Source organism: Anaerolineae bacterium (assembly GCA_013178165.1).
In the GTDB taxonomy this organism is placed as follows: domain Bacteria; phylum Chloroflexota; class Anaerolineae; order Aggregatilineales; family Ch27; genus Ch27.
This window is the reverse complement of record JABLXG010000004.1, coordinates 198,324-209,989: the sequence shown is the minus strand read 5'-3', so window position 1 is coordinate 209,989 and position 11,666 is coordinate 198,324. Positions and strand designations below refer to the sequence as shown.

At 64.0% G+C, this 11,666-nt stretch carries 12 protein-coding genes; 3 read left to right on the top strand and 9 right to left on the bottom strand.

The features are described 5' to 3' along the window. Nucleotides 1-25 precede the first annotated feature (25 nt). The 9 genes from HPY64_03975 to HPY64_03935 all read right to left on the bottom strand — a co-directional run bounded on the left by HPY64_03975 (nt 26) and on the right by HPY64_03935 (nt 7,767). Nucleotides 26-1,279, bottom strand: a complete 1,254-nt coding sequence (locus tag HPY64_03975) for an acyl-CoA dehydrogenase (GenBank protein ID NPV66284.1) — start codon at nt 1,277-1,279, stop codon at nt 26-28. A 42-nt stretch (nt 1,280-1,321) separates the two neighbouring features. After that, complete coding sequence (locus HPY64_03970) at nt 1,322-2,413, bottom strand: acyl-CoA dehydrogenase (protein NPV66283.1); 1,092 nt, start codon at nt 2,411-2,413, stop codon at nt 1,322-1,324. A gap of 108 nt (nt 2,414-2,521) precedes the next feature. After that, on the bottom strand, nt 2,522-3,709 hold the full coding sequence (locus HPY64_03965) for an NAD(P)/FAD-dependent oxidoreductase (GenBank protein NPV66282.1): 1,188 nt from the start codon (nt 3,707-3,709) through the stop codon (nt 2,522-2,524). Next, nucleotides 3,706-3,912: a 4Fe-4S binding protein gene (locus tag HPY64_03960; GenBank protein NPV66281.1), complete on the bottom strand. Its 207-nt coding sequence runs from the start codon at nt 3,910-3,912 to the stop codon at nt 3,706-3,708. Before HPY64_03960 ends, HPY64_03965 begins: the two co-directional genes overlap by 4 nt. A gap of 58 nt (nt 3,913-3,970) precedes the next feature. Beyond that, nucleotides 3,971-4,570, bottom strand: coding sequence for a TetR/AcrR family transcriptional regulator (locus HPY64_03955; protein NPV66280.1), 600 nt, complete (start codon nt 4,568-4,570; stop codon nt 3,971-3,973). A 100-nt stretch (nt 4,571-4,670) separates the two neighbouring features. Next, the gene (locus HPY64_03950; GenBank protein NPV66279.1) at nt 4,671-5,006 is read right to left on the bottom strand and encodes a DUF2784 family protein; all 336 of its coding nucleotides are present in this window, start codon (nt 5,004-5,006) and stop codon (nt 4,671-4,673) included. Nucleotides 5,007-5,126: 120 nt separating this feature from the next. Then, nucleotides 5,127-5,591 carry an HAD hydrolase family protein gene (locus HPY64_03945; protein ID NPV66278.1) on the bottom strand — a complete coding sequence of 155 codons (465 nt, stop codon included), beginning with the start codon at nt 5,589-5,591 and terminating at the stop codon, nt 5,127-5,129. Between the two features lie 40 nt (nt 5,592-5,631). Continuing rightward, nucleotides 5,632-6,549, bottom strand: coding sequence for a hypothetical protein (locus HPY64_03940; GenBank protein ID NPV66277.1), 918 nt, complete (start codon nt 6,547-6,549; stop codon nt 5,632-5,634). Between the two features lie 42 nt (nt 6,550-6,591). Further along, on the bottom strand, nt 6,592-7,767 hold the full coding sequence (locus tag HPY64_03935) for a hypothetical protein (protein ID NPV66276.1): 1,176 nt from the start codon (nt 7,765-7,767) through the stop codon (nt 6,592-6,594). A gap of 342 nt (nt 7,768-8,109) precedes the next feature. Here HPY64_03935 and HPY64_03930 point away from each other — a divergent pair, with 342 nt between their 5' ends. The 3 genes from HPY64_03930 to HPY64_03920 all read left to right on the top strand — a co-directional run bounded on the left by HPY64_03930 (nt 8,110) and on the right by HPY64_03920 (nt 11,665). Next, on the top strand, nt 8,110-8,484 hold the full coding sequence (locus HPY64_03930; protein ID NPV66275.1) for a hypothetical protein: 375 nt from the start codon (nt 8,110-8,112) through the stop codon (nt 8,482-8,484). A 40-nt stretch (nt 8,485-8,524) separates the two neighbouring features. Beyond that, entirely contained in the window at nt 8,525-9,460 is a 936-nt protein-coding gene (locus tag HPY64_03925; GenBank protein ID NPV66274.1) for a hypothetical protein, read from the top strand. Between the two features lie 162 nt (nt 9,461-9,622). After that, the gene (locus tag HPY64_03920; GenBank protein ID NPV66273.1) at nt 9,623-11,665 is read left to right on the top strand and encodes a (Fe-S)-binding protein; all 2,043 of its coding nucleotides are present in this window, start codon (nt 9,623-9,625) and stop codon (nt 11,663-11,665) included. Nucleotide 11,666 lies beyond the last annotated feature (1 nt).

Genomic DNA, 11,666 nt, shown 5'->3' with positions numbered 1-11,666 from the left:
CTACAGCCCGGCGCTCCAGCGTAGATCAGCTCAGTTCGCTGCTGCTATACCCCAGGATGCGGCGGGCCACAATCAGCAGATTGATCTGCCCGGTGCCCTCATAGATGTCGTTGATCCGGGCGTCGCGCATCCACTTCTCCACCAGCCACTCGCGGCTGTAGCCCATCATACCCAGCAGTTCGACGGCCTTTTGCGTCACCTTCGTAACCGCCTTACCAGCTTTGGCCTTGGCCATCGACGCTTCCAGGCTGTTGCGCAGCCCTTCGTCCAGCATGGCGGTGGCCCGCAGGGTGAGCAGATAGGCCGCTTTGAGTTGTGCCTCCATCTCCAGCACATCGCGCTGGATGGCGCTTAGCTTGTGGTAGGGCTGATCATAGGGGATATCGATGCCGTGCTGGTGAAGCGTCTCTTTGACGAACTCCAGCGCGGCGCGGCCCACGCCCAGCGCACTGGCGGCCACCAGCGGGCGGGAGGCGTCGAATGTTGCCATAGCCCCCCGGAAGCCCTCACGGCTACCCTCCCGCCGGACTTCCGGATCACCCAGCAAGTTATCGTATGGGATACGGCAGTTCTCGAACTTGATTGAAACCGTGTCGCTGGCGCGGATGCCATGCTTGATCTCTGGCTTGGATACGGTTACGCCGGGCGTCCCGGCTTCCACAACGAACGGGCGCATCCCGGCCCGGCCAGCCGAACGGTCGATCGTCGCCCAGACAACAACGATGCCATCCGATTCCCTGAGCGCCAGGCCGCCGCTGGTGATGAAGATCTTTTCGCCATTGAGGATCCACTCGTGGGTCTCCGGGTCGAGCACCGCCGTCGTTTCGATCGCTTTGGTATCGGAACCGGCGTTTGGCTCGGTCATGGCCATCGCGCCCCACCTAGGGGCATCGCCCTCGGCGAAACGCCGCAGGAAGCGCTCCTTCTGCTCCGGCGTGCCAACCGCTTCAATGGCCGCCCCGGCCAGCAGCGGCGATGGGATACACAGGTACTGCCCGGCATCGCCCCAGGAGAGCGCCTCGATCTGCACCATCATGGCCAGGTATGGACTGCGTGGCTTTTTCTCCTTCTCCTGGTCCGGCGGCGCTTTGAGCCGGTCAAGAGCGCGGGCTTGTTGATCGCGCATCACCGGCCAGATCAGCTTGATGAAATCGACCGGACGCTCATGCTCGTTTTCGTCCAGCTGGCGGGAAACCGGGCGCATGATCCCTTCGGCCAGCGCCTGGGCCATCATCCGTTCGCGCTCCACACGCTCAGGCATTGCAAAGCTGATTGCCATAGTCCGCGCTCCCTGCCCAATTCAAGACCCGAAATGCACCACTCAGACGGTTGCCAGGCCACAGAACATGGCAAATCCCCGCCCATCCCGCAGCCAGCGCTCCACCGGGTATTCGCGGATGAAGCCGTAACCGCCCAGCGTCTGCACGGCGCTATCCGCCACGAAGACGACCGTATCGGCGGCGTAACGGCTCGCCAGGTACGCCTCCCGCGTGGCATCCTGCCCCTGGTCAAGCTTCCAGGCCGCTTCCCAGGTCATCAGCCGCGCTGCATCGACCTCAATCGCCATCTCGGCCAGCATGAAAGCAATGGCCTGTTTGGTGGCGATTGGCACACCGAACTGGACGCGCCCTTTGGCATAGTCGCGTGCGTACTCAAAAGCCGCCCGTGCCACACCGACCGCCAGCGCCGCCAGGGCCACCCGCTGGCGGTTGAGAATCGCCTCATACGGCAGGGGGGCTTCCCCGCCCAGTCGCCGCACCGCATCGACGCGCACGCCGGAGAGCGTGACCGGATACGTTGGCAGGCCGCGGATGCCCATCAGCTTCTCCCGCTCGCCTATCGTCAGCCCGTCCGCCCCGGCATCGACGATGTACGCGCCGACCGCCCCACTGTCCTCGCGAGCATAGATAAGCAGCTTGTGCGCTTCCGCCGCCAGGGGGACATTGCTCTTGACGCCATTGAGAACATAGCCGCCATCCTGGGCGGTAGCCGTTGTCGCCAGGGCGCGAGGATCAAAGAACAGCCCTGGCTCGGCCAGCGCAGCGGTCATGGGGACATAATCACCGGCGAAAAGCGGCAGCAGTTCAGCCTGTTGCGCCTCCGTCCCGGCTATCAGCACCGGGTAGGCCAACAGAGCAGGAGCCAGCACCTTGAGCGCCACGGCCAGGTCACCCCAGGCCAGTTCCTCCGCCGCCAGGACACCAGTCAGCGCCTCGTGCTCGCCAAGACCGCCGTACGCCTCCGGCAGCGCCGCCGGGATCAGGCCGATCTCCCAGCCGGCCCGCAACACCCCGGCGGGGATTTCGCCCGTTTCGTCCGCCTCGTGGGCGATTGGTCGCACCTCCGCCTCGGCGTAGCGGTGAATCGTCTCGATCAACATCTGCTGTTCTTCGGTGGGGGTAAACGACACCATACCGGGCTGCTCCTTCTCCGCGTCTCTTCCGGCAGGAAAGCCGCCGGGTAATCCGCACAGTCCATGGGGGGCCTGCCCTGCCGAACAGGCCCCCCACCCGGCAAACACTCAGGTCGGGATGAGGAACTCCCGCGCTGCCAGCAACAGAGCAGGATCATGGCGCAGCACGCGGAGGATGATGTCAAACGCGCTCATCTCCGCCAGCGGCAGTTCCGCCGCCAGGGCTACCAGCCGGTCATAGCGCTCGTCGGAAAACTTCAGCACGCTGTGGCGCAGCGCAGCCATGCTCTTGATGGCGCGCCCGTGCTCCTGATGCCAGCGCCTTGGATAAGCTTCCAGCGCCTTCTTTGACCAGTCCCCGGCGGCGATGGCATCGGCGGCAACGTTGGCGGCCATTTCCCCGGCGAACATCGCCAGGTTGATCCCACCGCCGGTGATCGGCTCGGCCTGGTGGGCTGCATCGCCAACCAGCATCACCCCATTCCCGACCAGCTCCTTGACCGTGCCGCCGACCGGAATGCCGCCCAGCATCACAGCAAGCACAGACGCGCCAGGGAAGCGCCGCTCGACAAAAGCATCCAGATAATCCTGGGCGCTCCGGCCGTTCTTCTCATGGGTGGCTGTGATCACCAGGCCGACATTGGCTTTATCCGGCCCTTTGGGGAAGACCCAGGCATACCCGCCTGGCGCGAGATCGTTGCCGATGTGGTACTGGCATTCGCGGGGATCGTCGAGCGGGATACCAGCCAGCAGGTATTCAAATCCCGTGTAGTAATCGGCCATGCGTGGCATGGTACTCAGCCCAGCCCATAGCCCCACCTGCGATTCCGGCCCGTCCGCGCCGATGACGACTCTGGCCCGCACTGTTTCCTCCCGGCTCAGGCTGATCATCTTCACGCCGCGCACAAAGCCATCTTCGATGATCAGGCCGGTTGCCCGCGTCATGGCCCGTGCTGTCGCCCCGGCTTGCACCGCCGCATTGACCAGCTCACGGTCGAAAAGCTTGCGCTCAACCACGATCGTGGGGGATGTCGGCGGCACACGCACCGACTGGCCGGACGGCCCGAAGATGCGAAAGGCGTCGATCTCGGCGGCGATCCAGGCCGGGTTCAGGGCGATGAACGGCGCCACCTGGTCGCGGCCAATCGCTTCCGCACAACGAACGGGCGTGCCAATCTCCTGCCGCTTTTCAATCAGGAGGACGCTCAACCCGCGCCGGGCTGCTGTGATCGCCGCTGCTGCGCCGCCCGGGCCACCCCCGATTACGATGACATCGTAAGCTTCCCGCAGTTTCACCGCTCCCCTCCCTGCGCCGCCACTGCCGATAGCGCAACTTCCGAAAGCGCATGAGTGGGACAGACCACAATGCACTTCTGGCAGGAGGTACAGCGATCGTTGATGACTTCCAGATACGCGTCGTGCAGCACCAGGGCAATTGTGGCGCATACCGGCACGCAGCACCCGCAGATGCCGCACCTGTCCCGATCCACCATAAGCAGTGATGTACGCAGTGATGATGGTGACACGACTTCCCCTCCAGTCCAACGGTTAACAGGCTTACCCTGCCCGCAATGCGTTGAGAAAAATATCGGCGATCTGCCCGGCGATGTCAACGCCGGTCAGCCGCCCTTCCGGGCGATACCACACGCTCACCCAGTTGGCCGCACCCAGCAGGGTGCGGGTGAACACGCCGACATCCACCGGGCGGAACACCCCCGCAGCAATGCCCTCGGCGATCATCTGGCGGTACAGCCCTTCGAAGGCGTCGCGGGCGGCCAGGTAACGAGCTGGCGCCTCCGGCAGGCTGAGCGCCGTACGCATCTCAAAGACCATCAGTGCAGCGACCGCCACGTGTTCGGTCACGCTGAGGACATGGGCGCAAATGGCGCGGCGCAACTTCTCATCCGGCGGCAGCGGCAACGCCACAATGGCCTTGAGATCAGCAGTCACCTGGGCCAGCCCGGCTTCCAGCACCGCCAGGAAAATTGCTTCTTTGCCGCCGCTGAAATGGTGGTACAGGCTGCCAGCCGTCAGGCCAACAGCGGCGCTGATGTCCTGCATCGTAGCCCCGTGATAGCCGCGCTCATGAAAAACGCGCGCCGCGGCGTCCAGAATGGCCCGGCGGCTGACGGTCTGGCTGGCAGGTCTGCGTGCCATCGTCTTACGCTCCAGCTGGCGATAATCAAACAACGATTTGATTATAAACCGCCCCATGACGGCGTCAACCGGGGCACCAGCCGCGGTCCCGCCAGTGCGATCACCCGATCAGCAGGCGTATTACGACCAGCACCATGCCGACTGCGGCCAGGGAACCGCAGATACGCGGGATCAGCGGTGTGAACCAGGCGGGCAGGAAGAGGTCGGCAATGAAGTCATCACCGGTCTTATCGCCCATCTGGCGGGCCAGGTTGGTCAGGGGGCAGCGCGTGCCATTGCCGACGTACACCACTACCTCGGCCAGCACCAGCACAACGGCCACCCCCAGCCAGGGGCTGCGTATGTTGAACAGGCCACTGTAGAGAATATAGAGAATCGCGGCGCTTTCGACGACAAAGACGGCGCTGTGAAAGAACTTGATCAGAAAGAGCGCCACAAGATCCTCCCGGTGAGCACAAGGAAAGAAAAAAAGCTTGACGGCAACAGGAACACCGGGGGCAACCCCACCCCCGGTCTTCCATGGTTTGGGCTGGCATACCACCGGCGTCAGTGGATACTAACGGCGCAGCGTTGCCCGCAAGCGATCCGGCTTCAGCAGCAGATCCAGCGCGTCCAGGATCGAGCCAGTCACCACATCCGCGCTCTTGATCGCCTCAAAGGCCAACCCTTCCGGGCCGAGGACGGCGATGCTCAGCGCGGCGGCCTGCAGCATGTGGGTATCATTGGCTCCGTTGCCAATGGCCACCACCCCCTGCCCGCCCAGCGAGAGCACATAAGCCGCCTTCTCCACCGAACCGCGGGAAACAATCGTGGCCTGGAAGCCCAGTGCTGCGTCAATCGCCGCCTGACGGCCATGCGTATCGGCAGTAAGCATGTGCAGCGTCAGGCGCTCGCCCAGCGCGGCCATTCGCTCCGCCACGCCGGCCAGCAGTTCGCCATCCAGCGCCAGCGTGCCGTTGACATCAAAAACGGCGTGTTCCAGCCGCAACGTCTCTTTACCGGGAATGTCGATCTCGATCATGGCTCTCCCCTGTTCACTGCAATTACACCGATCGCCAGCGTCATTCCTGCAACCCGGATGTTTCCCAATCCTCAGCCGAGTCAATCTCCACCGGCGGAGTCTCCGCTGCTTCACCCAGCACCAGCTGCAGACCATCATATGCCGGTGTCATGCCCTGGGGCGCGTAGAAAGCCGCCTTATCCTCGTGGCTGCCCGCATCCTGATGGACGAAATGCGTCGCCAGCGCGTACCCTTCAGGAGCCAGGATACCCATCTCGCGCAGACGATGGGCTGTCTCGATCGCCTGGGTAGCAGTCATGTGCTCGGCGCTGGAAAAATCGCTCTGCCGCCCGATCGTGGCGTCGATAGCCGCTGCATCAAAACGCTGATCGCCCAGCAGCGTCCACGCTTCCTCTGTCAGCGGGCCGCTATCGTAGCAATGAAAATAACCCGCCTGCGCATCTCGTACGCCGACCAGCACCGCCTGGAGCATCGCATTGCCATGGGTGGCGGGGAAAAACTGTAGCCGGTAGCGCCCGATCAGCTTGCGGCTGCCGCTTTCCACCGGGTGCCAGATGGTGCGTGTCTCCTGTTCCAGCATGGGCCGGTTCCAGCCAAACGTCCGCGCATAAAAGTCAAAAACGGAATCAAGCGCGTCGCGCGGGCCGTAGACAGTCAGCAACGGCAATTCAGTATTTTTGACGCTTCGCCGGGAACGAAAAAACCAGGGATCGAGATGATCGCTGTGCCGGTGCGTGATCACCAGCGCCTGCAGGGAAGCCAGCGACACCCCCAGTTGCCGGGCACTGTTGATCACGTCGGGGCCGCAGTCGATCAACAAATCGTCATTGATCAGTACCGCCGGCGCATTGCGGCGGTCCCTGCCGCCATACCGCCGCGCCGTCTCACACGTCGGGCACTGACAAAACGGGTTAGGGATGCCCGTACCGCCCCCCGATCCCAGGATCGTGACAATCATCTTAGCCTGCTTCCTGCCTTCGCCTGCCACCAGGCCCCGCCCTCAAGGCTGGCGACGGGCCTGGATGGTCAGCTGATAGTGCACCGCTTCCGCGCCGCCGGGCGGAACGGCCACATCAAAGCGTAACGATCCGCCGGGCGGAATGGGGCCGTCACCGATGCTCGCTGCTGTCACCCCGATTACCCGTTCGGCGCTGTCAAGCAGAGTGATCACTGCCTGAGGATCATAGGCCGGCGCGTCGCTGATATGCCAGAGTGTCCCCCGGATGTGTAACTGGCCACTGTCGTCGTATTCAGCGCGATCTTCCCAGTCAAACGCCCCCGCGCCAAGCAGCACCTCTGGCTGCGCAGCATGTTGCGCCCGCGCCTCCAGCCGATAGCGGGCCACACCACGAGGCCGTCCGCCCGGAAAACGTACGTCAAATGGCCCCAGTTCGCCATACGGCAACACAAACAGCGGCATTGCGGCGCTCCCTTCAGCCAGGGTATTCCCGGCGGCATCCAGCAGGACAGCCTGGATCGTCACCGCTTCCACCGGGTACGGGGCGCGGTTGGCGACCTGCCCGCTGAGGTGAAAACCACCTTCGCTGTCATCCCACGCTGCCAGCGCACTGAAGGAGAGATTTCCGCCCGCCACCAACAGGTTCTCATCCAACGGCGGGAAATCGCCCGCCGTCCCGACCGGCCAGGCAGCTTCCGGGTTGATCCGGTACGTATTGACCATCATGGTCAGCAGCGAAGCCAGAAAGGGATCAGCGGACGGTACGACAACTTCCAGGGCGGAAAAGAACGCCCCTTCCCGCAGCATAAAGAGGTTCACCGGCAATGCCTGCCCGCGCACCTGGCGGATGCCAGCCACACGCCAGCTCCCGTCACCCATCGCCTGCTGGTCGACCACATCCAGCGTCCAGTTCTGCGGCGAGCGCAGGTACGATCCCATCGCTGCGCCAAAAGCCGTGCCATCCAAGGGGCTTGCCAGCCGCACCACATAGACGGTCAGCGGCGGGCGTGTCACTTCCGGGGGGGCAAAGGTCATCAGCAAGGTCTCGCCGCTGCTAAGGTCGCCCGCGATCCACGATGGCGGCAGGGCCAGCGAGAACACGCCGCCGGGGTGGGTGTATGTCCGGTTGAGATCGGGCATAGCGGGTGCGGGAGGCCCCTCCAGCGCCGCACAGCCAGTCAGGATCAACAGCAGCCCCACCCACAGCATCCTTCTCACATGCGTTCTCCCGGTATTCCGCCTGCAACCAGCAGCACTTGCGCCAATCGGCGCCTGCCTGCCAGTATACCATTCCCCGCTCTGCCACCAAGCACGCCTGTCGCCAGAGGGCGCCGCCAGAAGCAAAGACCAGCAGGCCAGGAGACTGGCAAACCACCGATTAGTACCCATGCCCTATATCATGCCTGCCCCAAGCCCTCCTATGCTAGAAACGAATGCGACAGTACCATACTTGCACATTTATAGTTTCGAGGATGCGGATGCCCCGGAGCCGGAAATCGCGGAATCGCGCCGCCGGCCGGGAACCGCGTAATCTGCTGAATTTTCAAGGATTTATGACGTATGTATACGCAGAATGAACTGCTATACCCGCACTATGTGACCCGCCAGTTGCGTGACCTGCGCGGCAGCGAATGGCGCGCCCTGGTCGACCGTGTCCTGCAGCTCCCCGAAGCGCACGAAGAGGTACTGGGTTTTTGCCTGATGATGATCCGCCTCAATGGCTGCCTGGCCTGCGAGACCGACAGCTACCGGGCCATGCGCGGCTGCGCTGCCTGCGCCATCCAGACTCTGCGCCGCTACAAGGGGCCGGACCGCGACCTGACCCGTATCTACGAGCAGGCACTCAGCGACCTCCGTGAACGGCTGGCCGACAGGCAGCCGCTGACCGAGACGACTGAAACGCCGGAATACGCCGAGATCGGCGAAGCAGCCTGATCCGGAATCAATGCCAGCCATCCCGACAGGGGGATCGTCTATGTCCCGCGAACCCGACTGGGAATCCCTGGGACAACTGCAATTCTTGCTGATGCGCCGCCTGATCGAGCCATTGAACTCCGGTCTGGCGGCTATCAGCCTGGTGCACCTGCCTACCGCGGCAGGCAAACCCCGCGCCTACTGGCAGGCCCGCGCCACCAGCGAGGTGCTGGGTGTACTCAACCTGCTCAATGCCTGGCAGGCCCTGATTCGTTACAAACTCGGTGAACTACTGCCGCGCCAGCACATCCGCCCGTTCCCGGTGCAGGACCTGCTGGACTGGCTGAGCGGGCAGCTTGAGCTGGTCACGCCGCTGCACGCCGAAGAAAACCTGACTCTGGAAAGCAACCGGGAGGCCCTGCAGGAAGCCCTGCTGCTGCTTTATTCAGCAGCTTTCACGCTTGGCCCCAATGTACATCTGGTAGTGCAGAGTCTGGCCAACGGAATGTGGTTTCGCGTTCGCTTTGGCCATACCGGCGACCGACCTGGCCCGCGCAGTCTGGAGGAGATACTGGCGCGGTTACAGGGCAACTGGCGGCTGGAAGACACCGCCCTTGAGCTAAAGCTGGCTGCCGATTTCGTCACCCTCAGCGGTAGCCGCTTGCATGTCCAGAGTACCGAGCAGATGACGGAACTGGCTTTCTTCGTCTACGCCCAGGGTCAGCGCCCACCCGATCCGGCCAGGGAAACACAGGTCAGTGAGCCACCACCGATCACGATCCAGGATACCGAGGAATTGCTGATCGCCTATTCGCGCTCCGCTGGCGGGGCCGACGAGCACACCCAGCCTTTGCCGGAAAGCGAGATCGAGCGGCTGGTCGACGATACCGTATTGATGGTGCTCGGCCCTGACTTCGGGGAGAAACCGGCGCCCCCGGCCCCACAAACGCCTCCCACCGATGAGCCGGACTCGACCGATACCCCTGCCCGGACCTGAGGCGTCCGCCGATCTTTCCCGCGCTCCCGGCTGCCTGGTCTCTCAACCGCCTGCCTTCTGACGTCTGCCTCCCGTCGCCCGTTTGTACCGCTCCGCCTCTCTGTGTAGACTGAAACCAGTCCCTTGCGCTCCGCGCCCATTACCCGATCAAGGAGGCAGACGGTGCTTTCCCTCCCTGAGAAAGTCGTGTTTGTCATCCTGGCCATCATCTCCCTGTACCTGACCTGGCATAGCTTCGGGCAGGTCGCCGCCGTGATCCGGCGGGGCAACGGCGCGTTGCACCTGAACGGGTTGGCCCGGCGGATACTTCAGGCGCTTGAGGTCACGATCACGCAGCGTACGGTGCTGAACGCCCGCCCGTTCACCAGTATCCTGCACGCCACCATCGCCTGGGGCTTCCTGTTCTATCTCCTGGTCAACCTGGGCGATGTGTTGGAAGGCTTCCTGGCGGATTACGCCTTTCCAGGGACGAACGGTCTGGCCGACGCCTACCGCCTGCTGGCTGACGTACTCAGCGTCGCCGTGATCCTCAGCATGCTCTACTTCCTCGTCCGCCGCTTCATCGCCGGAGACCCTCGCCTGACCTTCCGCCCGGACATCCTGCTCCATCCGGACATTGCTGCCGGGGGCATCCGCCGCGACTCGGCCATCGTCGGCGCGTTTATCCTGGGGCACGTTGGCGCACGCTTCCTGGGGCAGGCGCTGACGGTAGCCCGGCACGGTCCGGATGCCTTCCAACCTTTTGCCAGCGCGATCAGCGGCCTGTTCAGCGGGGGCAATCCGGCGCTACTGGAGGTCGGCGAGCATGTCATGTTCTGGCTGGCCATCGGCCTGATCCTGGTCTTCGTGCCCTGGTTCCCGCGTACCAAGCACTTTCACCTGCTGCTCGCCCCCGTCAACTACCTGACCCGCCCGGAACGGCGCAGCCCCGGCGCCATGCCCCCCCTGCCCCTTGATGATGAGACAATCGAGAGCTTCGGGGCGGAACGCATCGAACACCTCAGCCGTACGCAGATCGTCGATGCTTACGCCTGCATCATGTGCAACCGTTGCCAGGATGTTTGCCCGGCCTATGCTGCCGGGACACCGCTTTCGCCCGCCGCGCTGGAGGTCAACAAGCGCTATTTTCTGAGGGAACACGGCGCACTCCTGGCCGCTGGCAAGGAGTCGCCCGTCACGCTATTTGAGAGCGCCCTGCCCCCTGAAGGGGTCTGGGCCTGCACCGCCTGTGCCGCCTGCGTGGAGATCTGCCCGGTGGGCAACGAGCCGCTGGCCGACATCCTGGCCATGCGCCAGCACCTGGTCCTGATGGAAGGACGACCGCCCGATCGCCTAGTTGGGGCCTTAACTCGCGCCGAACGCGCCGGCGATCCCTGGGGCCATCCGCGCGGGACGCGCCTGGACTGGGCCGCCGGGCTGGACGTGCCGTTGCTGGCCGACCGGCACAGTGTTGACGTGCTCTACTGGGTCGGCTGCGCCGGGGCGTACGACCCGGCAGGCCAGCGCGTCAGCCGGGCGATGATCCAGATTTTCCGCGCCGCAGGCGTGGACTTCGCCGTGCTGGGCGAGGAAGAACGCTGCACCTGCGAATGGGCGCGCCGCAGCGGCCAGGAGGCGCTCTATCAGCAGGCCACTGCCGCGCTGATCGATACCTTCAACCGCTACACGTTCAACCTGATCGTCACCCAGTGCCCGCACTGCTACCACACCTTCCGCAACGAGTATCCCGATTTCGGTGGCCATTACGCCGTCATACACCACAGCGCCTACATCGCTGGCCTGCTGAGGGCGGGCCGGCTTTCGCTACAAAAATGGGATCGCCGCCGCCGGAAGGGGGTGATCACCTACCACGACCCATGCTTCCTGGGCCGCTACAATGGCGAATATGACGCCCCCCGCGAGACTCTGCTGGCGCTGGAAAGCGTCACCCTGGCGGAAATGCCACGTCACCGCCAGCGAAGCCTGTGTTGCGGCGGGGGTGGCGCTCAGGTTTGGATGGAAACCCGCCAGGAGCGCCCGATCAATGCCATGCGCCTGGCAGAAGCCGCCGCCACTGGCGCGCAGACGGTCGTCACGGCCTGTCCGTTCTGCGCCATCATGCTGCACAGCGCCGTTGATTCAACCGGAAAGCCTGTGCCAGACGGCGATGCATCCGTCAGGGTAAACGATATCGCTGAACTGGTCGCCGGGCGCCTCTCGCCGTAAG

Excerpts from the sequence above, each read along its gene's own strand:
- HPY64_03930 (NPV66275.1), top strand. The coding sequence starts at position 8,110 with ATGTATACGCAGAATGAACTGCTATACCCGCACTATGTGACCCGCCAG.
- HPY64_03975 (NPV66284.1), bottom strand. The coding sequence starts at position 1,279 with ATGGCAATCAGCTTTGCAATGCCTGAGCGTGTGGAGCGCGAACGGATG.
- HPY64_03945 (NPV66278.1), bottom strand. The coding sequence starts at position 5,591 with ATGATCGAGATCGACATTCCCGGTAAAGAGACGTTGCGGCTGGAACAC.
- HPY64_03925 (NPV66274.1), top strand. The coding sequence starts at position 8,525 with ATGTCCCGCGAACCCGACTGGGAATCCCTGGGACAACTGCAATTCTTG.
- HPY64_03970 (NPV66283.1), bottom strand. The coding sequence starts at position 2,413 with ATGGTGTCGTTTACCCCCACCGAAGAACAGCAGATGTTGATCGAGACG.
- HPY64_03955 (NPV66280.1), bottom strand. The coding sequence starts at position 4,570 with ATGGCACGCAGACCTGCCAGCCAGACCGTCAGCCGCCGGGCCATTCTG.
- HPY64_03940 (NPV66277.1), bottom strand. The coding sequence starts at position 6,549 with ATGATTGTCACGATCCTGGGATCGGGGGGCGGTACGGGCATCCCTAAC.